The following is a 25,553-nucleotide window of genomic DNA, read 5'->3' on the forward strand; positions in this document are numbered from 1 at the left end:
GATGTCAGAGGCGACCAACACGACCGAGGTGCGTGGTGCGGGGAACGCACCGACGGGCTCGCGAGCTCGCCCGCGCTCGTTCCCGTGGGCGGTCCCGCCCGGCGCGAGCGACGACGACATCCGGATCGGCCGGCGCCGCTGGTACGCCGGGGCGGTGTTCGCCCTGCTCTGGCAGGTCCTCGAGGTCATCGCCGTCTGGAACGACGGCCGGAGCCTCCGGGCGCACGTCGTCTCGACGATCGCCCTGGCGGTCCTCTACGCGGCGTACCTGTTCGCTCCGGAGCTGATGTGGCGCCGGAGCCTGCGCGGCCGGGTCGTCGTCCTCGCGGGCGTCGCGCTGCTGGCCGGACTGCTGCTGCTCGTCGTCGGGCCACTCGCGATCTGGACGTGGCTGCTCGTCGCGGCACTGTCGGGCTTCGTCGCCGAACGGTTCTGGGTGGCGGGATCGGTCGTGCTCGCGATCGTCGGTGCGCAGTTCCTCGTCGCGCTGAGCACGGGGTGGGACCAGGCCGTGGACAGCGGCATCCTGTTCGCCCCCGTGATCACCGTCTCCGTCGGTGCATCGATGCTGTTCTTCGGACGACAGCGCGAGGCGGAGCAACGGCTGGGCGTCGCGCAGGACGAGATCACCCGGCTCGCCGTGGTCGAGGAGCGCGCCCGGTTCTCCCGGGACCTGCACGACGTGCTCGGCCACTCCCTGACCGTGGTGGCGATGAAGTCCGAGCTCGCCGCACGACTGGTGGACGTCGACCCGATCCGGGCCAGGACGGAGATGCAGGACGTGGAACGGCTCTCCCGCGAGGCGCTGCAGGGGCTCCGACGCGCCGTCAGCGGGTACCGCGAGGCCGACCTCGACGCGGAGCTCGTGTCGGCGCGGGCAGCCCTCGCCGCGGCCGGGACCGACGCGTCGCTGCCGCACGACGGCGACGCCGCGGCCGACGACGTCCGGAGCCTGTTCGCATGGGTCCTCCGCGAGGGCGTCACGAACGTCCTCCGGCACGCTGCCGCGAGCCGGGTCCGGGTCACCCTCACCCGGACGGCACTGACGATCGAGGACGACGGGACCGGGGTGCTCGAGGCGTCCGCCGCCGTGACCCCGGGGAACGGGCTGCGTGGGCTCCGCGAGCGGGCCGACGCCGTCGGGGCGACCCTGACCACCGGCACGAGCGACCTCGGCGGCTTCCGGCTGCGGGTCGAGAGGAACCGACGATGACCGACACCATCCGGGTGCTGCTGGCGGACGACCAGGCGCTCGTGCGCGGGGCCCTGGCGTCCCTGCTGTCGCTCGAGCGCGACATCGAGGTCGTCGCGCAGGTGGCCCGGGGCGACGAGGTGCTCGAGGCCGCGCGGGCCTCCGGCGCCGCGGTCGCACTGCTCGACGTCGAGATGCCGGGCGCCGACGGGCTCACCGCGGCTGCCGCCCTCGCCCGCTCGCTGCCGTCGTGCCGATCGCTCATCGTCACGACGTTCGGCCGCCCCGGGTACCTCCGCCGTGCGCTGGAGGCCGGGGCCGCGGGCTTCGTCGTGAAGGACACCCCGGCGGAGCAGCTCGCCGACGCCGTCCGCCGGGTCGCGGGCGGCTTCCGTGTGGTGGACCCGGTGCTCGCCGCGGAGTCCCTCGCCGCCGGCCCGTCCCCGCTCACCCCGCGGGAGACCGACGTGCTCATCGCCTTCCGCACGACGCCGACCGTGGCGGGCGTCGCCGGCTCCCTGCACCTGTCGGAGGGCACGGTCCGCAACCACCTGTCGTCGGCGATCGGCAAGACCGCCGCCCGCAACGCCACCGAGGCGCTCCGGGTCGCCGCGGACAACGGCTGGCTGCTCGGGTCGGCCTGAACCGCGGCGTAGCCTGGTGCCCGTGCTCCGACGTGTCCTCCCCGTGTTCGCCCTCGGTGCGGCCGCCGTCCTCACCCTCGCCGGCTGCGGCGCACACGACTCCACCGGCCAGGTGTCCGTCACGGTGTCGTCGAACGCGGCGGACCACGCCTACGAGGTGCAGGTCTTCGCTGCCGGGACCGGCAAGCTCTCCGAGCACCAGCGGGTCTTCCCCGGTGGGACGGCGGACTTCGCCGGCGTGCCCCTCGGCACGGTCCGGGTGCGGGCGGACGACCTCTGCCCGCAGGAGACCACCGTCACGGACGGCGAGGTCGCGACCGTCACGCTGACGACGACGGGCTGCTGACGCACCGGAGGGGGGGGGGGGGGGGGGGGGGGGGGGCGGGCGCGGCCGCGCCCGACCCTGTCCCGACGCGGGGGGGCGCACCCCCGGGGGCGCGGGGGCGGTGCGCCCCCCCCCCCCGCCTCCTGGACGGATCCCGGCCGTCAGGCCTCGGACCGGCCCGAGCGCCGGAGCGTCTCGTGCGGGCTCTCGCCGAACCGTCGCCGGTACGCCGCCGCGAACCGCCCGAGGTGCGCGAAGCGCCAGCGCCGTGCGACGTCGCGGATCGTCACGATCCCACCCCGTCGGGACGTGAGCTCGAGGTGCACCCGGTCGAGCCGGACCTCGCGCAGGTAACGCATCGGCGTCACGGCGAGTCGGCGGCGGAACAGATCCTGCAGCCCGCGCTCGCTGAGGTCCGCACCAGCAGCGATGTCCGCGACCTCGAGGTCTTCGCCCGCGTGCTCGTGCACGAAGCGGATCGCGCGACGGAGCCGGTGCTCGACGTCGGAGCGGGACCGGGTGAACGTCGAGAGCACGACCGTCGCCACCCGCCGGTCGAGCGCGGCCCGCTCAGCCGGGTCCAGGTCGGCGTCGAGGATGCGGTCGGTCACCTCGCGCAACAGGGTCAGCAGGGGCTCGACGCCCGGGTCGGCCGCGTCCGGTTGCACGAACTCGGACGGCTCCTCGGTGTCGCCGAGCATCGCGGGTGCGATGTGCAGGAGCGTCATCGCGGTCGCGTCGGTGTCGAACGCGTAGGCGACCGGTGCGGACAGCATCATCGGGCGTCCGGGTCCCACGTCCCACTCGCTGCCGTCGTCGGCGGTGAGGGTCGCCCGGCCGTTCGCGAGCACGAAGACGACGTGGTCCGGTCGTGGTCCGATCGTGCCGGACTGCGGGCCGCCGGTGCGGATCTGCCGCAGGGAGACGAACTCGTCGCCACCGGACCGGTAGTCGAACGCCTGCCCGTCGGGGGCCGACTGGTCCGGGACCGCCCGGTCCGGGACCGCCCGGTCCGGGACCGCCTGGTCCGGGACCGCCTGGTCGGACGCCGGGCGTTCGGACACGTCGTGGTCGGAGGACGTCATCCGTGCCTCCGTTCGACGTGCCGCGCGCCGGGTCCGGCGGGCCCTGGAACGCTACCGGGCCGGTCGTCCGGGCGCGAGGCCCCCGTCCGCGTCGCGCAGCTCAATGCGTCAGCACCACCTTCACGACGCCGATCACGAACGCCACGGCGGCGAGCACGATGCCGCCCCAGAGCCCGAGGAACGTCGGGCGCTTCCCGCTGAACCGCTGCATGAACACGCCGACCATGCCGATGCGGACGACGAGGATGACGAGCGCGGCCGTCTGCGCCCACGGCGCCGGGAGCCAACCGGCCCAGGCGACGGCGTAGAGCACGGCGGGGATGAGCCCGGACGTGGCGATCGGGTTCGCGTTCCGCACGATGGTGGCGACGGACTCCCGCCGGACCTCGTCGGACGCGTCGTCGTCCCCGAGTCCGTGCGCGACGAGGTGCGACAGCACGTGCGCGAGGTACGTGAGGACCGCGGTGCCGAGCACCGCCCAGACGGCGGAACCGTGGTGGATCGCCGTCGGGTCGACCGCGATCGCCGCGGCGAGGACCGTGATGTTGCCGTAGACGTACGAGGACATCCGGTCGCGCACCTGCTCGATCGGCAGGTCACGCCGGTCCGGACGGCCGCCACGGCGTCCGCCCGCTCGGTCCGGCAGTCGTCCTGTGCGTGGCATCTCCCCATCTTGGCCCCGGACGACATCGGCCCCGGCGGCGGGACACGCCGGGGAACGAACGCGGACGACCGTCACCGGGGTCATTTGGTTGACGCGTCAACCAAATGCGCGCAAACTGGTCGCATGACCACGCAGGACCTCCTCGCCGCCGACACCTCGATGGGCGCCGTGACGCTCCGGGTCGCCGACCTCGACCGGATGATCGGCTACTACCGCGACGGCGTCCGGCTCACGCTCCTGTCGAACACCGGTGGCGTCGCCGTGCTCGGACGCGGCACGACACCGATCGTCGTCCTCGAGCACGCGCCCGAGATGCGGCACGCCGCACCGCGCGAGGCCGGCCTCTTCCACACCGCGATCCTGTTCGACACGAGGGCCGACCTGGCCGCCGCGCTGTACTCCGTCGCGACCCGGTACCCGCAGACCTTCACGGGCAGCGCCGACCACCTCGTGAGCAACGCCTTCTACTGCACCGATCCCGAGGGCAACGGCGTCGAGCTGTACTGGGACCGCGACCGCAGCGAGTGGTCGTGGACGCACGGCATGGTCGACATGGCCACCCTCTTCGTCGACCCGAACGCCTTCCTGCAGGAGCACCTCACGCAGGAGGCCCTCGACGACGCCGCGGCACGCCCCGGACGCGTCGGCCACGTGCACCTGTCCGTCGGCGACGTCGCCACCGCGAAGGAGTTCTACGTCGACCGACTCGGCTTCGCGACGACCGCCGGATGGGGCGAGGCGCTGTTCGTCAGCGCCGGCGGCTACCACCACCACATGGCGATGAACACGTGGAACTCGCGCGGGGCCGGACGCCGCCAGCTCGGACTCGGGCTCGGACTCGTCCGCATCGAGGTGCCCGGCGCCGACGACCTCGGCGCGCTCGTGTCCCGCATGCACGACACCGGCGTGCAGACCGCCGACGACGGCCGGACGGTGGCGTTCGAGGACCCGTGGGCGAACCGCATCGAGGTCAGCACTCCGGGACGGGGCTGATCCGGTACAGCCACCCGGCACCTCCGACAGGATGGGGGCATGACTGACGACATCCGGTGGGAGGTGGTCGAGGAGAGCACGCTGTCGCTCCCCGACCACGAGGCGATCGCAGCACTGCTCGCGCAGGCGTTCCCGGACTGGTCACACTGGTACGTGGGCGGCCGCAGCTGGTCCGGCATGCAGCCCGAGCGGCGGGTCCTCGCCCGCGACCCGGACGGCGTCGTCCTGGCGCACGTCGGGATCCGCCGGATGTTCATCACGGTGGGCGGGCGCGACGTGCTCGTCGGCGACACCGGTCTCGTCGCCGTGTCGCCCAGGCTGCAGGGATCGGGCAGAGGCCGGGAGCTCATGGAGCGCACGCACGCCGTGCTCGACGGGCTCGCGGTGCCGTACGGCTTCCTCGGTGCGGGCGAGAACCGCATCCCCTTCTACGCGAAGCTCGGCTGGCACGAGTTCCCCGAGGTCGTCGGCACCTTCTCGGCGTTCACCGCCGAGGGTGCCGGCATCACGAACACGGAGCAGGGCGGCTGGATGGTGCGGCCGGTGGCCGCGGCGCTCGAGGACTGGCCGGCCGGCCCGATCTGGCTGAACGGCCAGGAGGTCTAGAAGAGGACTGGGCACCTCCCCGAGGCGGCCCGACCTGACTGAACGGCCAAGAGGTCTAGAACGCAACGACAGACGGACGGGAGGCACGGTGCCAGCTGGCACCGTGCCTCCCGTCCGTCAGGTGGTGGAGCGGGGCTTACGCCTCGACCGCGACCTTCTCCGGGTCCTCGTTGGAACCCGGCGCGCTCGGCGCGACCGCCGCGCGCACGCGCGCGCCGAGGTCGGCGTCGACGTTCGTCCAGTACGCGAACACGCGCTCGCGCAGGTCGTCGCGCGTCACCTTCGAGACGTGCCCGGCGATGTTGCCGACCAGACGCTCGCGGGCGGCGTCGTCGAGGACCTCGCGCACCAGGGTGCCGGCCTGGCCGAAGTCGTCGTCCTCGGGGTGGAGGGTCGCGGCGGAGCGCTGCAGCGCGCCGTCGGACTCCCAACCGGGAGCCTCGTCGCTGGCGGCGGGGTCGGCGTGCGCACCACCGAGGGAGTTCGGCGCGTACACCGGCACCTCGGCCTTCTGGAAGTCGAAGCGCATGGCGCCGTCCTTCGAGTAGGAGTGCACCTCGTTCTTCGGGGCGTTCACCGGCAGCTGCGCGTGGTTCGTGCCGACCCGGTAGCGGTGCGCGTCCGCGTAGCTGAAGATGCGCGCGAGGAGCATCTTGTCGGGGCTGGCCGCGATGCCCGGGACGAAGTTCGAGGGCGCGAAGGTCGCCTGCTCGATCTCGGCGAAGTAGTTCTCCGGGTTGCGGTTGAGCTCCATGGTGCCGACCTCGATGAGCGGGTAGTCGCCCTTCGGCCACACCTTCGTCAGGTCGAACGGGTTGAAGCGGTAGCTCGCGGCGTCCTCGTACGGCATGACCTGCACCTTGAGGGTCCAGCGCGGGAAGTCCTCGCGCTCGATCGCCGCGTGCAGGTCGCGGATGTGGAAGTCCGCGTCCTCGCCGGCGATGCGGTCGGCGTCCTCCTGCGTCAGGGTCTTGTGGCCCTGCTCGGTGATGAAGTGGTACTTCACCCAGAAGCGCTCGCCCGCTGCGTTGATCCACTGGTAGGTGTGCGACCCGAAGCCGTCCATCTCGCGCCAGCTCGCCGGCAGGCCGCGGTCGCCCATGAGCCACGTGACCTGGTGCGCGGACTCGGGCGACAGGGTCCAGAAGTCCCACTGCATGTCGTGGTCGCGCAGGTGCGAACCGGGCAGACGCTTCTGCGAACGGATGAAGTCCGGGAACTTGATGCCGTCGCGGATGAAGAAGACGGGGGTGTTGTTGCCGACGAGGTCGTAGTTGCCCTCTTCGGTGTAGAACTTCAGCGCGAAGCCGCGCGGGTCGCGCCAGGTGTCCGGGGAGCCCTGCTCGCCGGCGACCGACGAGAAGCGCGCGAGCATCTCGGTCTGCTTGCCCGGCTGCAGGAACGCGGCGCGGGTGTACTTGCTGATGTCCTGCGTGACGGTGAACGTCCCGAAGGCGCCACCGCCCTTGGCGTGGACGACGCGCTCCGGCACGCGCTCGCGGTTGAACTGGGCGAGCTTCTCGACCAGGTAGTGGTCGTGCAGCGCGAGGGGGCCGTCGGCCCCGACGCCCATCGAGTGCTCGTCGCTCGAGACGGGGGCGCCGGAGTTGGTCGTGGTGGTGGGGGTGCCGGACGGGGTGCCGGTCGTGTTCTGGTCGGACACGGTTCCTCCTTGGGTGGAACGGTTGGTTCGGTCAGGGGTGCTCGGGTTGCTCGTGGTCCCGGTTCGGTGCCGGGAGCGGGGACGACTGCGGATCGTCCCCGTGTCGGGGTGTCTGCGGTCGTCCCCGGGTCGGGGTGTCTGCGGTCAGGCCGGGACGGCCCCGGTGACGTCGCGCTCGGCGGCGGCGCACTGCTCGCAGATGCCCCAGTAGGTGACCTCGGCCGTGGTGACGGCGAAGCCGTGGGTTTCGGACGGCGTGAGGCAGGGGGCGTGGCCGACGGCGCAGTCGACGTCCTCGATCGCGCCGCACATCGTGCAGACGATGTGGTGGTGGTTGTCACCGGTCCGCCGCTCGTACCGCGCGGGGCTGCCCGCCGGCTCGATCCGCCGCACCAACCCGACGCCGGTGAGCGCCGCGAGGACGCCGTAGACCGCCTGGTGACTGGTGGTCGGCAACTCGGCGGTGAGCGCGGTGACGATGTCGTCGGCCGTCGCGTGCGGCATCGTCGCGGTCGCCCGGAGGACGGCGAGCCGTGGCGTCGTGACCCGCAGGCCGGAGGCGCGGAGCAGATCGGCGTCGACGTCCATGCTGGGCCTTTCTTTTGCAGGAATCAAGACAACACCGTCACTGTACACCAGGCGGCCCACCCGGCCAGCGCGACCGCACCGCCCAGACGCATTCCCGGAGCGGAATACGATGTGTCACGATCCGGTCGCGATCACCTGCAACGCCCCTGGGAGTGCCCGATCCCGCGCTAGCGTCCCGCCATGTCCACGCAACAGGGCCTGCCGCAGCAGGCGAACCGTGCCGAGGACGTCCGGGGGATCATCGCGCAGCGGGACCTGGTCGTCGACCTCATCCGGACGGCATGCGTCGTCCTCGTCGTCTTCGTGCACGTCACGATGGTCGGGGTCGCCGTGGGGGCGGACGGCATCGCGGTGACGAGTCCGCTCCAGGAGCTCCCCTGGCACGTCGCCGCGACCTGGGTCGGCCAGGTGATGCCGCTGTTCTTCGTGGTCGGCGGGTTCGCCAGCGCCGTGGGGTGGCGCTCCACGGTCGCGCGGGGCGGCGGCGCGCGGGACTTCGTCGCGACCCGGCTCGTGCGGCTCTTCCGGCCCGCGATCCCCCTCTTCGCGGTGCTGGCGGTCGGCCTCGGCGTCGCCACCCTGCTCGGGACGCCGGCGGACCTGCTCGCCGAGGTGGCGTTCGGCATCGGCTCGCCGCTCTGGTTCCTCGCCGCGTACGGGATCACCCAGTGCTGCGTGCCGTTCATGATGCGCCTGCACGAGCGCGCTCCGTGGCGCACGCTCGTGGCACTGCTGGCCCTCGCCGCGGCCGTCGACGCCGTGCGCTTCGCCACCGGGACGGCCGAGGTGGGTCTGGTCAACCTCGGACCCGTGTGGCTCTTCGCGCAGCAGCTCGGGTTCCTCTGGGCCGACGGCTGGTTCGCCCGGCGCTCCCGCGTGCTGCTCGTCGCCGTCGCCGCGGCCGGGTACGGCGTGCTCGTGCCCCTGACGTCGATCGGGCTCTGGGCCCCGGACATGCTGCAGGACCTCAACCCGCCGATGCTGCCGCTCGCCGTGCTGGCGATCGCCCAGGCCTGCCTCGTCCAGGTCGTGCACGCACCGCTCGCACGACTCATGCGCACCCGGGCCGCACAGGCCACGGTGTTCCTGCTCGGCCGGGACGGGATGACGATCTACCTCTGGCACCTGCCGCTGTTCATCGCACTGAACGGCGTCGCCCTGCTCGTCGGCGTGCCGTTCCCGACGCCGGGCTCGCCGTCCTGGTGGGCGACCCGCGGCGTGGCCCTCGTCGTCCTGCTCGTGGTCGCGCTCGGCACAGCCCGCGCGCTCCGCCGCTTCGACCGGCCGCTCCCCCGGCTGGTCCCGGGCACCGATCGCCCGGCCTGGCCGGTGCTCGCCGTCGCGGCGCTCTGCACGATCGGTCCGGCCTTCGTGGTGATGCAGCTGCACCTGTCGTTCGCGGTGGCCCTGCTCGGCACCCTCGCCGTCCCGGTCGGGGTCCACCTGTTGACCCGGACCGTGCCCGCTCGGAGCGCCGTCCGGATCTGAACCGGTTCTCACCGGCGGGGGACGGTCCGGGGCGCCGGGCGGGCGGAGGATTGTCGTCGGCAGCACGACCCGCAGGAGGCACCCCACGCCGTCGACACCCGAGTTCTGGAGCACGTGGCACCTCGATCCGCTCGCGGCCGTCCTCATCGCCGTGGCCGCGGTCACCTACGGCTGGTGGGTGGTGGGTGCCGCCCGTCGGGGCACCCGGTGGCCGTGGTGGCGGACGCTCGCCTTCGTCGGCGCGCTGGTCCTGTTCGGGATCCTGCAGTTCGGCATCGTGGGCATCCACGACCGTGACCTCCGGTGGGCGTTCGTGCTGCGGCTGGCCCTGCTCTTCTTCGCGGTCCCCACCTTCGCCGCGTTCGCCGCGCCCGTCTCGTTGCTCCGCTCGGGAGGCCCGGCTCGCCTCGCGCGCGCCGCCTCGGCAGCGCTCGCATCGCGTCCGGCGCGGTTCCTCGGCAACGCCATCGTGTCGCCCCTGGTCGCCCTCGCGCTGTTCTGCGTGCTGCTCACCCCGTTCTCGGCGACCATCCGCGAGTCCCCGGTGTGGGCGACTGCCATCACGGTGTTCGTGCCGGTGCTCGGGTTCGCACTGCTGACCCCGTTGTCCGAGCCGGGGATCCTGCGCTCGTCGACCTTCGTCACGGTGGAGTTCCTGCTCGCCTTCGTCGAGCTGATGGCGGACGCGATCCCGGGCATCGTGCTCCGGATCACGAACCACGTGCTCGACGGCTCGGTCACGCAGGCGGTCGGACAGCCCTGGTTCCCGTCGCCCCTGCGCGACCAGCACCTCGCCGGGGACCTGCTGTGGTTCATCGCCGAGGTCGCGGACGTCCCCGTGCTCATCTCGCTGTTCATCCGGTGGCAGCGGTCGGATCGCCGCGAGGCGCGCTCCGTCGACGCGCTCACCGACGAGGAGATGGCCGAGCTCACCCGGGCGCACCTGCAGCGCCGCGGCTGACCGGGGCTCGACCGCGGACCGTCGACCGCCGGCGCCGACCGCGCACCGCCGGCCGCCGACGTCGAACGACAAGTTCGATGTCGTACGACGTCGAACTTGTCGCTTGTGGGCGGTCGCAACGATTGCGTTCGCGCACGAGCGACAACACCGCTGTCGTACGACATCGACGATGTCGCACCCGCACCGCCGCGCCGCCGCACCGCCGAACTGCCGCACCGCCGCACCGCCCCGCACGCGCACAGGAGCCCCGCGCCGCACGGTGCGACGCGGGGCTCCTGCAGGACCCGGACTAGGCGTCCGCGTGCCGCCCGTGGTGGTCGGTCGCGGCGAGCTCGGCCTCGGCGGTCTCCGGAGCAGGGGCGGCGGCGTGCACACCGTGGCGCTGCTCGGCACCCGCCTCGTCACCCGCGGTCGAGGATCCGGTCGAGGTCGAAGTGGACGACGCCGGCGACCCGTCGGACACCGCACCGCTCCGCTGCCACGCCACCGTCTGCTTCGGCTTCGCGAGGAACAGCGCGGCGACGATCGCGACCACGAGGACCACGGCCGGCAGGACGAGCGACTGCCCCATGGCGGTCGCGAACGGCTGCTGCAGGAAGCCCGGGAGCGTCCCGACCTGCTGCTCGGCCCCACCGGACGACCCACCCGCACCGGACGGGAAGTTCGCGGTGATGCGCGCCTCGATCAGGGCCGCGATGCCGGCCGAGCCGAGGACCGCACCGATCTGCCGCGTCGTGTTGTAGACACCGGAGCCGGCACCGGCGAGCTTCGGCGGGAGGTTCCGCGTCGCCGAGACCGAGAGCGGTCCCCACATGCAGGCGTTCGCGAGCCCGAGGAGCGTCGACGGCAGGAGCACCCAGCCCCAGTCGGCGCCGGAAGCCAGGAGCGAGCCGAACCAGAACAGCGCACCCGAGAAGCACGCGAGACCGAACGCCGCGACCCAGCGGAGGCTCCACCGGTTGAGGTTCTTGCCGACGAGCGGCGCGAGGCTGGCCGAGAGCACGGCCTGCGGCACGAGGAGCAGCGCCGCCTCGGTCGGGCTGAAGGCGAGCACGTCCTGCGCCCAGAGCATGATCGGCAGGGCGAACGACGAGATCGCGACGCCGACGGCGGTGATGGCGATGTTCGCGAGCGTGAAGTTGCGGTCCTTGAAGAGACCGAGCGGCAGGAGCGGCTCGCCCTTCTGCACGCCCTGCCAGACCACGAAGGCGACGAGCACGACGATGCCGGCGATGATGAGCGACCACACCGAGATCGGCCCGGTGATGGTGCCCCAGTCGTACGTCTCGCCTTCCTGGATGCCGAACACGAGCAGGAACATGCCGACGGCGCTCAGCACGATGCCGAGGGTGTCGAAGCGGTGTCCGTGCCGGTCGAACGTGGGGACGAACCGCTGCGCGAGCACGAACGCGACCACACCGACGGGGACGTTGACGAAGAAGATCCACTCCCAGCCGAAGCCGTCGACGAGCAGGCCGCCGACGATCGGGCCGACGAGCGAGGCGACACCGGCGACGGCACCCCAGAGCCCCATCGCGGCGCCGCGGTTCTGCGGCGGGAAGATGCGGGTGATCACTGCCATGGTCTGCGGCGTCATCATCGCCGCGCCGAGCCCCTGCACGACGCGCGCCACGATGAGCAGCTCGATCGACCCGGCGAGACCGCACCAGAGGCTCGCGAGCGTGAAGACCACGAGGCCTGTCTGGTACATGACCTTCGGGCCGAAGCGGTCACCGAGCCGGCCGGTGATGAGCAGCGGCACGGCGTAGGCGAGCAGGTAGGCGCTCGTCACCCAGATGACGGAGTTGATGCTCGCGTCGAGCTTCGCGGCGATGGTCGGCGTCGCGACGGACACGATCGTCGAGTCGACGAGGATCATGAAGAAGCCGACGACGAGGGCCCAGAGGGCCGGCCACGGCTTCTTCTCGGTGGTGGTCGAGACGGAGGTCATCGAGTGGGTTCCTTGCTGTTCGTGGTGGTGTCTTCGTCGGTGGGGACGGCCGGGCCGTCCCAGGGGATGTCGCCGCTCGCGATCCGGTCGGCCGCGGCGTCGAGCCACTCGATCTGCGCGGTGAGCATGGCACGCACGTACGACACGTCGAGCCAGAAGCGGCTCGCGAGACGCTTGGCCTGGAGGCCCGTGGCGGCTTCGTCGTACTGCTCGCGTTCCACGCGGAGCGCCCCGGCACGGGCCCGCAGGGCGGTCGCCGCGTCGGGTGCGCTCAGGTTGTCGACGTGCGAGAGGGCGAGCTGGAACTCGGGGTACTCGTCGGCGGGCTCGGCGATCATCCGGCGGAGGCCGTCCTCGAGCGCGGCACGCCCGTGGTCGGTGATCGCGTAGGTGGTGCGTTCGGGTCGGTTGCCCGCACGCGCGGTGCCGAGCGCCTCGGCGTACCCGAGGTCCACCAGACGACCGATCTGGTGGTACAGCGTGCCGGGTCGGACCTTGACGTTCTGGTCCTCGCGGCGCTGCAGCATCGTCTGGAACATCTCGTACGGGTGCATGGACGCCTCGGCGAGGAGCCCGAGCGCGGCGAACGCGAGGGGCGTGAGCGACGCCATCCGTGCCTCCTGGGTTGATCCGTACCGATTATTCCAAATGGAATGTACGCCTTCGACGACTTCTCCACAAGCGGTCGGGCGCGGCGCGCCCGCCGCTTAGACTGTTCTCGTCCCACCCATCCCCGAAGTGCTGGAGTGAACACGTGCCAACGATCGTCGTCGAGGTCATGCCCAAGGCCGAGATCCTCGACCCCCAGGGCAAGGCGGTGGGCAACGCGCTCGCCCGTCTCGGCAAGGCCGACCTGACCAACGTCCGCATCGGCAAGCGCTTCGAGGTGGCCGTCGACGGCCCGGTCGACGACCAGAAGCTCGCCGAGGTCCGCGAGATCGCCGCCGACGTCTTCTCCAACGCCGTCATCGAAGACGTCGTGTCGGTCACGGTCGAGGACGCGTGACCTCGATGCGGATCGGCGTCATCACGTTCCCGGGCTCGCTCGACGACCGCGACGCCCAGCGCGCCGTCCGTCTCGCGGGCGCGGACCCCGTCGCCCTCTGGCACGGCGACCACGACCTGCAGGGCGTCGACGCGATCGTGCTCCCCGGCGGGTTCTCCTACGGCGACTACCTGCGCGCCGGCGCCATCGCGGCGAAGGCCCCGATCATGGCCGAGGTCATCGACGCCGCCGGCAAGGGCATGCCCGTGCTCGGCATCTGCAACGGCTTCCAGATGCTCGCCGAGGCGCGGCTCGTGCCCGGTGCGCACACCCGCAACGCCCACCAGCAGTTCATCCGGCGCGACCAGAAGCTCCGCGTCGAGACGACCGCGACGGCGTGGACGAGCGGCTTCACCGCGCAGCAGGAGATCACCATCCCGCTGAAGAACGCCGACGGCCGCTTCGTCGCGGACGCCGACGAGATCAAGCGCATCGAGGACAACGGCCAGGTCGTGTTCCGCTACGTCGGCGTGAACCCGAACGGGTCGATCGACGACATCGCCGGCGTCTCCAACGAGCGCGGCAACGTCGTCGGCCTGATGCCGCACCCCGAGCACGCGACGGAGCCCGGGTTCGGCCCGGACACCCCCGCGGCGATGGCCTCCGGGACGGACGGCCTCACCTTCTTCACCTCCGTGATCGAGTCGACGCTCGTCAAGTGACGACGACTCCGACGACCACGACTCCAGTGACAGGGAACGACAACACCGTGACGACCTCCGTTCGCCCGAAGCCCGACACCGTCCAGGACGCCGCAGCCACCCCCGACAAGGAGCAGCCGTACGAGGCGCTCGGGCTGAAGGCGGACGAGTACGCGAAGATCCGCGAGATCCTCGGCCGCCGCCCCACCTCGGGCGAGCTGGCGATGTACTCCGTGATGTGGTCCGAGCACTGCTCGTACAAGTCCTCGAAGAACTACCTGCGTCAGTTCGGCAAGAAGGTCACGCCGGAGATGACGAAGAACCTCATGGTCGGCATGGGCGAGAACGCCGGTGTCATCGACGTCGGCAACGGCTGGGCGGTCACCTTCAAGGTCGAGTCGCACAACCACCCGTCCTACGTCGAGCCGTACCAGGGCGCCGCGACCGGTGTCGGCGGCATCGTCCGCGACATCATCTCGATGGGTGCCCGTCCGGTCGCCGTGATGGACCAGCTCCGCTTCGGTGCGATCGACCACGAGGACACGCAGCGCGTCGTGCACGGCGTCGTCGGCGGCATCTCGTTCTACGGCAACTGCCTCGGCCTGCCGAACATCGGTGGCGAGACCTACTTCGACCCGGTGTACCAGGGCAACCCGCTGGTGAACGCCCTCGCGGTCGGTGTCCTCCGCCACGAGGACCTGCACCTCGCGAACGCCTCGGGCGCCGGCAACAAGGTCGTGCTCTTCGGTGCCCGCACCGGTGGCGACGGCATCGGCGGCGCGTCGATCCTGGCGTCCGACACCTTCACCGAGGGCGGCCCGACCAAGCGTCCCGCCGTCCAGGTGGGCGACCCGTTCGCCGAGAAGGTCCTCATCGAGTGCTGCCTCGAGCTCTTCCAGCAGGAGCTCGTCGAGGGCATCCAGGACCTCGGTGCGGCCGGCATCTCGTGCGCCACGAGCGAGCTCGCGTCCAACGGCGACGGCGGCATGCACATCTCGCTCGACGACGTCCTGCTGCGCGACCCCACGCTCACCGCCGAGGAGATCCTCATGTCGGAGAGCCAGGAGCGCATGATGGCGGTCGTCCGCCCCGAGAAGCTCGACGAGTTCCTGCGCGTCGTCGGCAAGTGGGAGGTCGAGACCAGCGTCCTCGGCGAGGTCACCGGCACCGGCCGGCTCGTCATCGACTGGCAGGGCCAGGAGATCGTGAACGTCGACCCGCGCACGGTCGCCGTCGACGGCCCGGTCTACGACCGCCCGGTCGCGTACCCGACCTGGATCGACGCGCTGCAGGCCGACTCGGCCGCGTCCCTCGACCGCCCGGCAGACGGCCCCGCACTCAAGGCGCAGTTCCTGCAGCTGCTCGGTTCGCCGAACCTCGCGTCGAAGAACTGGGTGACGAACCAGTACGACACCTACGTGCTCGGCAACACGGCGCTCTCCTTCCCCGATGACGGCGGCATGATCCGCGTCGACGAGGAGACCGGGCTCGGCGTCACGATCGCCACCGACGCGAACGGTCGCTACTGCCAGCTCGACCCGAAGCAGGGCGCCCGCCTGGCCCTGGCCGAGGCGTACCGGAACGTCGCCGTCACCGGTGCCGTCCCCGCCGCCGTGACCGACTGCCTGAACTTCGGCTCCCCCGAGAACCCCGAGGTCATGTGGCAGTTCTCCGAGGCCGTCGAGGGCCTCGCAGACGGCTGCATGGAGCTCGGCATCCCGGTCACGGGCGGCAACGTGTCGTTCTACAACCAGACCGGCACCACGCCGATCCACCCGACCCCGGTGGTCGGTGTCCTCGGCGTGATCGAGGACGTCGCGCTGCGCGTGCCCTCCGGCTGGCAGGACGACGGCCACAACATCTACCTGCTCGGCACCACGAGCCTCGAGCTCGACGGCTCGGCGTGGGCCGGCACCGTGCACGGCCACCTCGGCGGTCGTCCGCCGGCGGTCGACCTCGCGCAGGAGAAGGCCCTCGCCGACCTCCTGCACGCCGCCGCGAACGAGCAGCTGCTGACGAGTGCCCACGACCTGGCGGACGGCGGCCTCGGCCAGTCGCTCGCCGAGTCGGTGCTGCGCTTCGGCCTCGGCGCGCGCGTGGTTCTCGACGAGGTCGAGGAGCGCGACGGCGTCGACACGGCGACCGCCCTGTTCTCCGAGTCGACCGGTCGCGTCATCGTGACGGTCCGGCGCGAGGACGACGTCCGGTTCCAGGGCCTCTGCGACGGCCGGGGCTTCCCGGTGCTCCGCATCGGCGTCACCGACGCCACGAGCGGGTCGCTCGAGGTCCAGGGCGCGTTCGAGGCGACGCTCGACGAGCTGCGCGAGACGCACGGTGCGACGCTGCCGAGCCGGTTCGGCGACGTCATCGTCGAGGACGTGACCGAGGGCTACGTCGGTCGGGGTCCGCTCGACGACCACGGCTCGTTCTCGCCGCGGACCGACTCCTGAACGGGTCGGACCGGAGCGCCACGACGACGGGCGTCGCCTGATGCCCGTCGTCACCCTGCCGTTCCGTGAACTCGTCGATCGCTTCGGCCCCGGGCCGGAGGGCATCGAGCTCGACGTGTGGGACGTCGAGGCACCGTACGGGCGCCCCGACGACGTCGCCATCGCGTTCCTGCCGTTCTACTTCGGTGGGCGGCACCGGTGGCAGTACGTGCACGACCTGCCGAACCTGCGGCTCCTGCAGCTGCCGAGCGCCGGGTACGAGCACGCGATCCCGCACGTCCCCGGGCACGCACAGCTCGCGAACGGCCGCGGGATCCACGACGACGAGACCGCCGAACTCGCGGTGGGCCTCGCCCTGACGTCGCTGCGCGAGCTCGGGGCGTTCCAGGCCGACCGTGCGAACGGCGTCTGGGACGCCCGGACCACCCGGTCCCTGGCGGACCGGCGCGTCACCGTGGTCGGTTACGGCGCCATCGGGTCCGCCATCGCGACCCGCTTCGAGGCGTTCCGCACCGAGGTCACGGTGGTCGCGCGCACGGCACGCGAGCAGGACGGTCGGCAAGTGCACGCGTTCGACGAGCTCCCGTCGCTCGCGGCGACGACCGACGTCCTTGTGCTCATCGCCCCGCTGACGGACGAGACCGAACGGCTGGTGGACGCCGACCTGCTCGCCGCGCTGCCCGACGGCGCCCTCGTGGTGAACGTCGCCCGGGGCCGGGTCGTCGACACCGACGCACTGGTCGCCGAGCTGCGCTCCGGACGCCTGTCGGCAGCCCTCGACGTCACCGACCCCGAGCCCCTGCCAGAGGGGCACGCGCTCTGGACCACCCCGAACACGGTGCTCACGCCACACGTCGGCGGCAACACGGACCTCAGCGTGCCGCGCTCGATCGAGCTGATGCGGCGGCAGGTGGCCGCGCTGGCCGAGGGCCGCCCGTTCGAGAACGTCATCGACGCCTGACACACCGGCCGGTACCGGCCCGTGGCGAGCCGGCCCGGCCGGTACCGGGCCGTGGCGAGCCGGCCCGTGGCGAGCCGGCCCGGCCGGTGCCGGCTCGTGGCGAGCCGGCCCAGCGCGGTCGTCAGACCGGCACGATGCAGGTCGGCGTGCCGACCGTGATCTGTGCGACGGCCTCCCCCGGGACGCCGTCCGGACCGAGCGGCAGGACCGCGATCGCGTCGGACATCTGGTTCGCCACGAGGAGGAACCCGGGCACCCGCGCGAAGTGCCGGGGCCACACCCCGCCCGAGGACGCCGAGCCGACGACGGTCAACCCGCCGTCGGACGCGTCGAGCACGACGACCAGGTCACGCCCGCGCACCGCGACGTACACGCGCCCGGCGTCGTCGACCTCGATGTGGCTGAGGAGCGACTCGCCGACCTCTCCGGTGAAGGTCGCCGCCGAGGCCACCGACACGAACGACCCCGACCCGTCGCGGCGGAGGCGGTGGACCCGGCCGTCGAGTTCGCCGGCGACGAGGAGGTCGCCGTCGTACCAGGCGAGGTGCCGTGGCCCGACGCCGGGGGTGACGTGGTGGACGCGGACCTGCTCGATGCTCGGCGCGTCGGTGACCCGGAACTCGTGCAGCGCGTCGCCGCCGAGGTCCGCCACGAGGACGGTGCCGTCGGGCGTCGCGACCGACTGGTGGGCGTGCGGACCCTCCTGCCGGTCCTCGACCGGGCCGGTGGTGTCCGGCAGGATCGCGGTGACGAGGGCGGAGGCCGGCGCCGTCACCCGGTCGTCGCTGCCGTGCGGCACGACGACGTCGTCGCCGGTGTGGGTACCGAGCACGCCGTCGCTGCCGAGCACCGACGCCGCGTGCGACTCGGCCGCCGCGAGTGCGACCGCCGTGACCGTCCCCGAGACGTAGTTCGTGACGACGAGCGTGCCGGACGGGTCGACCCGGACGTGGCACGGGGCGTCCCCGCCGGCCGGCGCGTCCCAGAGGTGCTCGAGCGAGGTGCCGTCCCTGCGGAAGGCCGAGACACCGCCGTCGGCCGTCTCGGACACGGCGTAGACCCGGTCTCCCGAGACGGCGAGGAACGAGGGGTCGTCGATCACCGCGACGGTCCGAGCGGTCGGAGCGTCGCCGTCAGCGCCCCCGACCGGCCCGGCCGACACGACCGAGATGCCCGTCGCGTTCCCGCCGCCCGTGGCCGTGTACGAGCCGACGAGCAGGGTCGGGAGCGTGGCGCTCACTCGTCGCCGCCGGCGATCTGTTCGTGGTGGTGGATGACCTCGGCCACGATGAAGTTCAGGAACTTCTCCGCGAAGGCCGGGTCGAGGTGCGATTCGGCGGCGAGGGAGCGCAGCCGTGACACCTGGATCTGCTCGCGCCCGGGGTCGGCCGCCGGCATGCCCGCGGCGGCCTTGAGGTACCCCACGCGCTGGGTGTACTTGAACCGCTCGGCGAGCATGTGGATCACCGCGGCGTCGATGTTGTCGATGCTCTGGCGGATGCTGGCCAGTTCGGCGACGGCCGCCGGGTCGTACTGGGGCGTGGTGACGTCGTCGCTCATGCCACGAGCCTAACGGCCGCGGCCCGGCGGAACGGCCCGGTTACGTGGGCGTCCGACGACCGCAACCTGAGGAAGACCTGAGCACGGCTTCGGAACTGCGAGAATGGAGTCCATGTCGGTCCTGCTCGTGATCTCGAGCGTGTTTGCGGTCCTCGCGGGCCTCGTGCACGTGTACATCTTCTTCCTCGAGTCCGTCGCCTGGACGAGTCCCCGGGTGCGCCGGATCTTCGGGCTGTCGTCGGAGACCGAGGTCCAGGCGACGCGCGCGATGGCGTTCAACCAGGGCTTCTACAACCTGTTCCTCGCGATCGGCGCGATCCTCGGTGTCGTGCTCGCGGTCACCGGCAACGGTGCCACGGGGTGGACGCTCGTGGTGTTCTCGACGGCGTCGATGCTCGGTGCCGCGGTGGTCCTGCTCGGGACGGGCCGCAAGTACCTCAACTCCGCGTTCTCGCAGGGGTCGTTCCCGCTGATCGCCCTGCTCTTCGCCTTCCTCGGCTCGACGTTCGGCGCCTGAGGCGGCAGCGTCCGGGCGGCCGGACGCCGACGCCGACTCGCGACGCGACCACACGACGACGGGGGGGGGGGGGGGGGCCCGGCCCCCCCGCGCCTCCCGTCTGCAGCGTCAGCGTCAGCCGAGCTTCGCCTGGAACTCGTCCGGCAGCTTCTGCAGCGCCCACTCGATCGCCGCGGTGGTGCCCATCGAGAACGCCGAGGACACGTCGGGGTCGTCGAAGACGATCGCGTGCCCGGCCTCGACCGACGGCACCTTCTGGAACAGCGGGTCGCTCTCGGCCTTCGACGCATCGACGTAGATCGGCAGGATGAGTGTCAGGTCGGCGTTCAGCAGGTCGAGGTTCTCGTCCGACAGGTGCACCGAGAACGCCGTGCCGGCCTGCTCGTCGATCGCCTTCGGGATCGTGAAGCCGAGGTTCCGCATGAACGTCGAGCGGCTGTCGGTCGAGGCGTAGGCCCCGAAGCCCTCGGACGTGTAGGCGCCGACGACCGCCGACTTGCCCTCGAAGTCCGGGTGCGCCTTGCGGGCGGCGGCGTAGGCGTCGTCGAGACCGGCGAGGAGCTTCTTGCCCTCGGTCTCCTTGCCGAGCGCCTTCGCGATCATCGTGGTCTGCTGCTCGGTCGACGCGAGGTAGTTCTCGCCGCCCTTCGGGATCGCCACGGTCGGCGCGATCGCGGACAGCTTCGCGTACCGGTCCTTGTCGCCCGAGGACTTCACGTCGAGGATCACGTCCGGCTTGAGCTTGAGGATGTCCTCGTAGCTCGGCTCGAGCGTCTGGATGATCTTCGGCGACTTCGTGTACGCACCCTTGAGCCACGGTCCGACGCCGTCGCCACCGAACGCGAGCCAGTCGCTCGCCCCGACCGGCTGCACGCCGAGTTCGAGTGCGGTCTCGGCGTCGCCCCAGCCGAGGGCGACGACGCGCTTCGGCTGCGAGTCGATCGTCGTGGTGCCGAGCGCGGTGGTGATGGACACCGGGAACTGGCCGTCGGCCGTCGTCGACGACGATGCGTCGTCGGACGAGGAGCCGGAACCGGAGGCGCAGCCGGCGAGGACGAGGGAGGCGGCGACGACGGCGCCCGCGGCAGCGAGCACGCGGCGGAGTCGGGAGGAGGAACGGATCACGTAGGTAAGGCTACCCTAAGACTTCTGCCGGTGGACCCTGGATAGGCTGACAGCGTGCACCTCTCCGAACCGCGTCGCGTCCGCCTCGCGGTGCTCGGCTCCCCCATCGCCCACTCCCTCTCCCCCACGCTGCACGCGGCGGCCTACGACGTGCTCGGGGTGCCGTTCACGTACGGGAGGCACGAGGTCGCGTCCGGTGGGCTGGACGCGTTCGTCGCGGGGCTGGGTCCCGACTGGCGCGGCCTGAGCCTGACCATGCCGCTCAAGCGCGAGGTCCTGCCGATGCTCGACCGGACGACGCCGCTCGTGGACGAGCTCGGGGTCGCCAACACGATCGCGTTCCGGACCGTCGGCGACACCGTCCTGCGGGAAGGCGCGAACACGGACGTCGAGGGCATCGTGCACCCGGTCGAGGCGCTCGGACACCGACCCGGCGAGGCGACGGTGCTCGGGGGCGGCGCGACGGCGGCCAGCGCCCTCACCGCTGCCGTCCGGCTCGGATCGACGCACGTGCGGGTGTTCCTGCGCGACACCGCGAAGGCCGGACACCTCGTCGAGCTGGCCGTGCGGCTCGGGGTCCCGCTCGAGGTGCTCCCGTTGACCGAGCTGCCGGGGACCCGCCACGGGTTCGTCGTCTCGACGCTGCCGGGCGGTGCGGCGGACGGGCTCGACCTCGTGCCGTCGGGGCCCGACGCGGTGCTGTTCGACGTGGCCTACGAGCCGTGGCCGACCGCCGTCGCCTCACGGTGGGCGGATGCCGGCGGGCGCGTGCTGAACGGGCTCGACATGCTCGCCGAGCAGGCGCTCGGGCAGATCCGGTTCTTCCTGAGCGGTGACCAGGACGAGCTCCTGCCCGCCGAGGCCGACGTGCGGCGGGCGATGCGCGCCTCCGTGGGCCTGCCGGAGATCATCGGGGCCTGAGCGGCCGCCCGACCGTCAGCGACGGGACCGTGCCTCGGCGTCGGGCAGCGCGACCGACACGTCCCAGAGTCGCTCGGCGGCGGCTGGGTCGAGCGCCCACGGCAGCACACCGTGCAGGCCGTCGGTGATGCGGTCGACGACCGTCGCCTCGTGGCAGTCCTCGAAGTACCGGCCGGTGACGCCGTCGAGCTCGGGCGCCGTCGCGAGCAGCACCGACGTCGCCGCACCCTGCTCCGGGGTCTTCACGACGTCCGCGGCCGAGGCCTTCGTCGCCGCGAGGACCTCGGGGTCCCAGTGCTTCTGCAGGCCGGTCCAGATCCCGCCGGGCATGCACGCGTTCGCGGTGATCCCGTCGTCGGCCCACCGGCGCCCGGCCTCGACCGCGAAGAGGACGTTCGCCGTCTTGGACTGGGCGTAGGCGAGACCGGGCACGTACGGGCGTCGCCGGAAGAACAGGTCGTCGAACACCACCGGCGAGCTGCCGTGACCGCTCGACGACAGCGCGACGATCCGCGCCCGGGGTGCGGCGGCGAGCGCGCCGTGCAGTCCGAGCGCCAGGGCGAGGTGCCCGAGGTGGTTCGTGGCGAACTGCGACTCCCACCCCGCCGACGTGTACGACTCCGGGCTGTCCATGACGCCGGCGTTGGCCACCAGGACGTCGAGCGGCCCGGATCACGCGGCCGTGAAGGCCTCGACGGACGCCGGATCGTCGAGGTGCAGCTCCGCCACGACGGGGGCGGCGCGTCCGGTCGTGTGCGCGATGTCCCGAGCGACCCGGTGCCCCGCCGCCACGTCCCGGACCGCCAGGGTGACGGCTGCACCCGCGCCGGCGAGCGCCCGGGCCGTCTCCACGCCGATGCCGGACGCCGCGCCGGTCACGACGGCCGTCCGCCCGCCGAGGTCGAGATCCGCCACGACCTCGGCGGCGGCGGTGCGGGCGCCGAAGGCGGCGAGGTCACGGTCCGGCACGGTGTGCTCCTGTCTGGGGACGCGCGCTCAGGCCACCGTGCCGTCCACGTAGGACCACCGGCCGTGCTCGCGCACGAAGTCGCTCGTCTCCTCGAGTGTGCCCCGCTCGTCGTCGGTCCGCCACCAGGCACGGAAAGCGACCGTGCCGCTGGCGTCGAACGGCCCGCCGGCCCGCGTCGACAGGATGTCCAACCGTGTCCAGCGCTGCGCCGGGTCGAGCTCGAGGGTCGCCGGACGGGTGCTCGGGTGCCACGTCTCCAGCAGGTACGCGGGCAGGCCGAGGGCGAACGCGCTGAACCGGGACCGCATGAGCCGCTCGGCCGTCGGAGCCGCGGCGCCGGCGTGCAGCGGTCCGCAGCACTCGCCGTACGGGTTGCCGCTCAGGCAGGGGCAGCGCGTCGCGTCGGTGACCACGGGAGGGACGCTAGTCGACGACGGACAGCGCGACGGTGATGTTGCCGCGGGTGGCGTTCGAGTACGGGCAGATCTCGTGCGCGCGCTCGGCGAGGCGCTGCCGCTGCTCCGGTGCCGCGGCCGGCGCGTAGACGTCGAGCTCCACCGCGAGCCCGAAGGCGCCGTTGCCGGTGCCGCCGATGCCGACCTCGGCCGAGACCTCCGCGCCGGTGGTGTCGACGCCGAACTCCTTGCCGGCGGCGTGCAGCGCACCGAGGAAGCACGCGGCGTACCCGGCGGCGAACAGCTGCTCGGGGTTCGTGCCCTCGCCGCTGCCGCCCATCTCCTGCGGCGGACGCGTGTCGAGGTCGAGGCGGTCGTCCTCGCTCCGCACGTGGCCGTCCCGGCCGCCTCCGGTGGCGTGGGCGGCGGCGGTGTAGACGATGTCGAGACTCATGACACGAGCGCACCGTGCGTTCCTGGACGATCCCTGGAGCGGCGCGGAACGGCGGGCGGTCGCTGCCCGCGGGTGTCGGCGCGTCGGGCGTGTCCGGGCCCTGCCGCTGTCAGCTTCGTGGAGTAGACGGAACCTCGTGTTCAGACTCGGGTGGCAGGTGTACCGCCGGCGTCTGCCCGATCTCGTCGACCGACGGGTGCACCGTCGTGTCGTACGGGTCGGGATCGTCGTCGCGCTCGTCGCGCTGGTGGGGCTCCTGGTGCTCGCGGCGGTCGTCGAGCGGTCGAGTGGTGACGTCCCGGTGGCCGCTGGGATCGTCGTCGCGGTTTCGGGCGCGGCGGGCATCGGCTGCGTGGGCGCCGCCCTCACGCCGATCGGCCCGCGAGGGTGGACGATCCCGCCTGTACCCGGCATCGGGTGGCGCACGCAGGAGGCGGTCGCCCGGTACTACCGGCACAGCCCGTCCCCGGTCGCGCCGGAGCATCGAGACGCGGTGCTGCAGGGCATGCCCGAGACCCGCGACCTGCTCGTCCGCTCGACGTACCGCTCACTGTTCCTCACGGGTGGGTGGATCGGCATCGTCCTCGGCACCCTGGTGTTGGACGTCGCATCCCCCGGGGACAGCGACCGCGTGATCCTGTTCCCGGGCGTCTGGCTCGTCTCCATCATGGTCACGACCGGCACCGGCATCATCGGCATACGGACGCTCGGGCGCCAGGAGCAGCTCCGTGTCGAGGCCGAGGCGCTGCCGCCGGTCCCGCCGGCACCGCGTCGCGGGCGTCCCGACGGTCCGAGCGGCAGCAAGCTGGCCCTGCCCGGCGAGTGAACGCGTGTCGGTGGCGCCGGGCACACTGGGCGCATGTGTGGAAGGTTCGTCGTCTCCGACACCACGGCCGATCTGCTGCCGGAACTCATCGGTGCGCTCGCCGATCGGACCGAGCACGTCGACGCGGACACCGGCGTGGTCGGCACCGGGTTGGTGCCGAGCTGGAACGTCGCGCCGACCGACCCGGTGTTCGCGGTCCGGCAGCGGCACGGGCACCGCGAGCTCCCGCAGATCAGCTGGGGGTTCGTGCCGAGCTGGGCGAAGGACTTCCAGAAGCAGCGCCCGAAGCCGATCAACGCCCGCATCGAGACGGTCGCGACGAGCGGCATGTTCAAGCGGGCGTTCGCGACGAACCGGTGCATCGTCCCCGCGCAGGGCTACTACGAGTGGGTCGTGCGCGACGACGGCAAGGAACCGCACTTCGTCCACGAACCCGGCGGTGCCCTCGCGATGGCCGGGGTCGTGAGCGCGTGGCCCGACCCGACGAAGCCCGACGGGGACCCGGACAAGTGGCGGCTGTCGCTGGCGATCATCACGCGGGACGCCCATGTCGCCCCGGGTGAGGTGCACGACCGGATGCCGGCATTCCTCACCCCGGACGGCTACGACGCCTGGCTGGACACCGACCAGGGCGGTCTCGGGCAGGACGACCTGCTCGCCCTGCTCGACCACGAGTCGCTGACGGTCGCGGCGGGACTCGAACAGTACGAGGTCTCCCGCGCGGTGAACAGCGTCCGGAACGACGGCCCGCAGCTCATCGACCCGGTCGCGTAGTCACCGCGGTTAGCAGCTGTCGGACCGGGGTGTCGTCATCCCGAGCGTGACGTCGGACAGGTCCTGCGTCTGCAGCGTCCCGAGCGGCCCACGCGTCACGACCCGGAGTCCGGTCAGGTGCCCGCCGTGCGCCATGCTCACCGCCCGCATCTCGGCGACGACCCGGACGTCGTGGTGCGGTGCGATCACCGCGCCGTCCGCCTCGAGCACCCGGGCTCCCTCGATCACGTCCGCGGTGTTGCCGTAGATCGCACCCGTCCCGGAACCGCGGACCTTCTCCGCGAGGACGATGTGCACCGAGCGGATCCTGGCGTCCCACGTCGCGCTGACTCCCCGGAGCGTGACCGGACGGTCCATCGGGTTCCGGATCACGAACCCTGCGCTCATCCGGGTCTCGTCACGTCCGATCTCGTCGTCGGACCAGCCGCCGCACGAGCCGCTCGCACCGAGCGCGCGCAGCCGGTCCGGGGACGACGTGACGACCACGAGGCCGGCGAGCAGGACGAGTGCGGCGACGACGCACAGCGCGAGCACCGCGCGCGCCGACAGGCCGGTCCGCTCGCGGACGGTGGTGTGCTCGGTCGACGTCATGGTCCCCCCGGTCCGGACCGCCCATCGGTCCCTGTGGAGAGCATGACAGACAGGAGGGGGGGGGGGGGGGGGGGGGGGGGGGGGGGGGGGGGGGGGGGCGGGCCGCCCCGACGCTGACGCTGCTGACGCCGAACGACATCGTCGACGTCGTACGACAGCGACG

General features: G+C 72.3%; 27 protein-coding genes and 1 pseudogene. 15 read left to right on the top strand and 13 right to left on the bottom strand.

The genetic code is table 11. The annotated features are described in order from the left end of the window. Position 1 precedes the first annotated feature (1 nt). The 3 genes from ACNQOV_RS14025 to ACNQOV_RS14035 are packed head-to-tail and all read left to right on the top strand — an operon-like array spanning position 2 to position 2,182. Positions 2-1,213, top strand: coding sequence for a sensor histidine kinase (locus tag ACNQOV_RS14025; protein WP_416395212.1), 1,212 nt, complete (start codon positions 2-4; stop codon positions 1,211-1,213). Then, positions 1,210-1,836, top strand: coding sequence for a response regulator (locus ACNQOV_RS14030; protein ID WP_416395214.1), 627 nt, complete (start codon positions 1,210-1,212; stop codon positions 1,834-1,836). Before ACNQOV_RS14025 ends, ACNQOV_RS14030 begins: the two co-directional genes overlap by 4 nt. A 22-nt stretch (positions 1,837-1,858) precedes the next feature. Then, complete coding sequence (locus ACNQOV_RS14035) at positions 1,859-2,182, top strand: hypothetical protein (protein ID WP_416395216.1); 324 nt, start codon at positions 1,859-1,861, stop codon at positions 2,180-2,182. Positions 2,183-2,322: 140 nt separating this feature from the next. Here the strand turns inward: ACNQOV_RS14035 and ACNQOV_RS14040 are convergent, their stop codons facing one another. Continuing rightward, the gene (locus ACNQOV_RS14040) at positions 2,323-3,246 is read right to left on the bottom strand and encodes a helix-turn-helix domain-containing protein (RefSeq protein ID WP_416395218.1); all 924 of its coding nucleotides are present in this window, start codon (positions 3,244-3,246) and stop codon (positions 2,323-2,325) included. 100 nt (positions 3,247-3,346) lie between these two features. Then, complete coding sequence (locus tag ACNQOV_RS14045; protein WP_402265112.1) at positions 3,347-3,910, bottom strand: hypothetical protein; 564 nt, start codon at positions 3,908-3,910, stop codon at positions 3,347-3,349. Positions 3,911-4,033: 123 nt separating this feature from the next. Between ACNQOV_RS14045 and ACNQOV_RS14050 the strand changes: the two genes are divergently transcribed. Together ACNQOV_RS14050 and ACNQOV_RS14055 are read left to right on the top strand one after the other, a co-directional pair. After that, positions 4,034-4,903: a VOC family protein gene (locus ACNQOV_RS14050; RefSeq protein WP_416395220.1), complete on the top strand. Its 870-nt coding sequence runs from the start codon at positions 4,034-4,036 to the stop codon at positions 4,901-4,903. A gap of 39 nt (positions 4,904-4,942) precedes the next feature. Continuing rightward, the gene (locus tag ACNQOV_RS14055; RefSeq protein WP_416395222.1) at positions 4,943-5,509 is read left to right on the top strand and encodes a GNAT family N-acetyltransferase; all 567 of its coding nucleotides are present in this window, start codon (positions 4,943-4,945) and stop codon (positions 5,507-5,509) included. Between the two features lie 136 nt (positions 5,510-5,645). On the opposite strand, the gene ACNQOV_RS14060 is transcribed toward ACNQOV_RS14055, so the two are convergent. Together ACNQOV_RS14060 and ACNQOV_RS14065 are read right to left on the bottom strand one after the other, a co-directional pair. Continuing rightward, positions 5,646-7,172 (bottom strand): catalase, encoded by a 1,527-nt coding sequence (locus tag ACNQOV_RS14060; protein WP_416395224.1) that lies wholly within the window; start codon positions 7,170-7,172, stop codon positions 5,646-5,648. 144 nt (positions 7,173-7,316) lie between these two features. After that, complete coding sequence (locus ACNQOV_RS14065) at positions 7,317-7,760, bottom strand: Fur family transcriptional regulator (protein WP_402265122.1); 444 nt, start codon at positions 7,758-7,760, stop codon at positions 7,317-7,319. 180 nt (positions 7,761-7,940) lie between these two features. On the opposite strand from ACNQOV_RS14065, the gene ACNQOV_RS14070 reads away from it, so the two are divergent. Together ACNQOV_RS14070 and ACNQOV_RS14075 are read left to right on the top strand one after the other, a co-directional pair. Beyond that, positions 7,941-9,248 (top strand): acyltransferase family protein, encoded by a 1,308-nt coding sequence (locus ACNQOV_RS14070; protein WP_416395226.1) that lies wholly within the window; start codon positions 7,941-7,943, stop codon positions 9,246-9,248. Positions 9,249-9,399: 151 nt separating this feature from the next. After that, positions 9,400-10,209 (top strand): cytochrome c oxidase assembly protein, encoded by an 810-nt coding sequence (locus tag ACNQOV_RS14075; RefSeq protein ID WP_416395228.1) that lies wholly within the window; start codon positions 9,400-9,402, stop codon positions 10,207-10,209. A 289-nt stretch (positions 10,210-10,498) separates the two neighbouring features. Here the strand turns inward: ACNQOV_RS14075 and ACNQOV_RS14080 are convergent, their stop codons facing one another. Further along, complete coding sequence (locus ACNQOV_RS14080) at positions 10,499-12,160, bottom strand: DHA2 family efflux MFS transporter permease subunit (RefSeq protein WP_416395230.1); 1,662 nt, start codon at positions 12,158-12,160, stop codon at positions 10,499-10,501. Beyond that, positions 12,157-12,771 (bottom strand): PadR family transcriptional regulator, encoded by a 615-nt coding sequence (locus tag ACNQOV_RS14085; protein ID WP_416395232.1) that lies wholly within the window; start codon positions 12,769-12,771, stop codon positions 12,157-12,159. Before ACNQOV_RS14085 ends, ACNQOV_RS14080 begins: the two co-directional genes overlap by 4 nt. A gap of 143 nt (positions 12,772-12,914) precedes the next feature. Here ACNQOV_RS14085 and purS point away from each other — a divergent pair, with 143 nt between their 5' ends. Genes purS through ACNQOV_RS14105 form a run of 4 tightly spaced genes read left to right on the top strand, consistent with a single transcriptional unit; the run spans position 12,915 to position 17,257 of the window. Further along, positions 12,915-13,166 carry a phosphoribosylformylglycinamidine synthase subunit PurS gene (purS, locus tag ACNQOV_RS14090; RefSeq protein WP_022907996.1) on the top strand — a complete coding sequence of 84 codons (252 nt, stop codon included), beginning with the start codon at positions 12,915-12,917 and terminating at the stop codon, positions 13,164-13,166. 5 nt (positions 13,167-13,171) lie between these two features. After that, positions 13,172-13,867, top strand: a complete 696-nt coding sequence (purQ, locus tag ACNQOV_RS14095) for a phosphoribosylformylglycinamidine synthase subunit PurQ (protein WP_031263015.1) — start codon at positions 13,172-13,174, stop codon at positions 13,865-13,867. Between the two features lie 47 nt (positions 13,868-13,914). After that, the gene (gene purL / locus ACNQOV_RS14100) at positions 13,915-16,296 is read left to right on the top strand and encodes a phosphoribosylformylglycinamidine synthase subunit PurL (protein WP_416395234.1); all 2,382 of its coding nucleotides are present in this window, start codon (positions 13,915-13,917) and stop codon (positions 16,294-16,296) included. Between the two features lie 40 nt (positions 16,297-16,336). Continuing rightward, positions 16,337-17,257, top strand: coding sequence for a 2-hydroxyacid dehydrogenase (locus tag ACNQOV_RS14105; RefSeq protein WP_416395236.1), 921 nt, complete (start codon positions 16,337-16,339; stop codon positions 17,255-17,257). A gap of 121 nt (positions 17,258-17,378) precedes the next feature. Here the strand turns inward: ACNQOV_RS14105 and ACNQOV_RS14110 are convergent, their stop codons facing one another. Next, complete coding sequence (locus ACNQOV_RS14110; RefSeq protein WP_416395238.1) at positions 17,379-18,497, bottom strand: lactonase family protein; 1,119 nt, start codon at positions 18,495-18,497, stop codon at positions 17,379-17,381. After that, positions 18,494-18,817 carry a chorismate mutase gene (locus tag ACNQOV_RS14115; protein WP_022908001.1) on the bottom strand — a complete coding sequence of 108 codons (324 nt, stop codon included), beginning with the start codon at positions 18,815-18,817 and terminating at the stop codon, positions 18,494-18,496. Before ACNQOV_RS14115 ends, ACNQOV_RS14110 begins: the two co-directional genes overlap by 4 nt. 112 nt (positions 18,818-18,929) lie before the next feature. Between ACNQOV_RS14115 and ACNQOV_RS14120 the strand changes: the two genes are divergently transcribed. After that, positions 18,930-19,334 (top strand): DUF1304 domain-containing protein, encoded by a 405-nt coding sequence (locus ACNQOV_RS14120; protein WP_187290535.1) that lies wholly within the window; start codon positions 18,930-18,932, stop codon positions 19,332-19,334. A 114-nt stretch (positions 19,335-19,448) separates the two neighbouring features. On the opposite strand, the gene ACNQOV_RS14125 is transcribed toward ACNQOV_RS14120, so the two are convergent. After that, on the bottom strand, positions 19,449-20,459 hold the full coding sequence (locus ACNQOV_RS14125; protein WP_031263017.1) for an iron-siderophore ABC transporter substrate-binding protein: 1,011 nt from the start codon (positions 20,457-20,459) through the stop codon (positions 19,449-19,451). 54 nt (positions 20,460-20,513) lie between these two features. Here ACNQOV_RS14125 and ACNQOV_RS14130 point away from each other — a divergent pair, with 54 nt between their 5' ends. Further along, a complete protein-coding gene (locus tag ACNQOV_RS14130; RefSeq protein ID WP_416395241.1) occupies positions 20,514-21,380 on the top strand; it encodes a shikimate dehydrogenase family protein in 867 nt (288 codons plus the stop codon). Positions 21,381-21,395: 15 nt separating this feature from the next. Here the strand turns inward: ACNQOV_RS14130 and ACNQOV_RS14135 are convergent. The 3 genes and pseudogenes from ACNQOV_RS14135 to ACNQOV_RS14145 form a co-directional block, all read right to left on the bottom strand. Then, positions 21,396-22,349, bottom strand: a pseudogene (locus tag ACNQOV_RS14135) (SDR family NAD(P)-dependent oxidoreductase). A 27-nt stretch (positions 22,350-22,376) separates the two neighbouring features. Continuing rightward, complete coding sequence (locus tag ACNQOV_RS14140) at positions 22,377-22,763, bottom strand: YchJ family protein (protein ID WP_402265149.1); 387 nt, start codon at positions 22,761-22,763, stop codon at positions 22,377-22,379. Positions 22,764-22,773: 10 nt separating this feature from the next. Continuing rightward, entirely contained in the window at positions 22,774-23,199 is a 426-nt protein-coding gene (locus ACNQOV_RS14145) for an organic hydroperoxide resistance protein (RefSeq protein WP_416395243.1), read from the bottom strand. Between the two features lie 136 nt (positions 23,200-23,335). On the opposite strand from ACNQOV_RS14145, the gene ACNQOV_RS14150 reads away from it, so the two are divergent. After that, a complete protein-coding gene (locus ACNQOV_RS14150; protein ID WP_416395245.1) occupies positions 23,336-24,025 on the top strand; it encodes a hypothetical protein in 690 nt (229 codons plus the stop codon). Between the two features lie 33 nt (positions 24,026-24,058). Then, the gene (locus ACNQOV_RS14155) at positions 24,059-24,799 is read left to right on the top strand and encodes an SOS response-associated peptidase (protein WP_416395247.1); all 741 of its coding nucleotides are present in this window, start codon (positions 24,059-24,061) and stop codon (positions 24,797-24,799) included. 9 nt (positions 24,800-24,808) lie between these two features. Here ACNQOV_RS14155 and ACNQOV_RS14160 read toward each other — a convergent pair whose 3' ends face one another. Beyond that, entirely contained in the window at positions 24,809-25,390 is a 582-nt protein-coding gene (locus ACNQOV_RS14160) for a hypothetical protein (RefSeq protein WP_416395249.1), read from the bottom strand. Positions 25,391-25,553: the final 163 nt, after the last annotated feature.

The sequence above is a fragment of the Curtobacterium sp. LFS084 genome, from assembly GCF_047977705.1.
In the GTDB taxonomy this organism is placed as follows: domain Bacteria; phylum Actinomycetota; class Actinomycetes; order Actinomycetales; family Microbacteriaceae; genus Curtobacterium.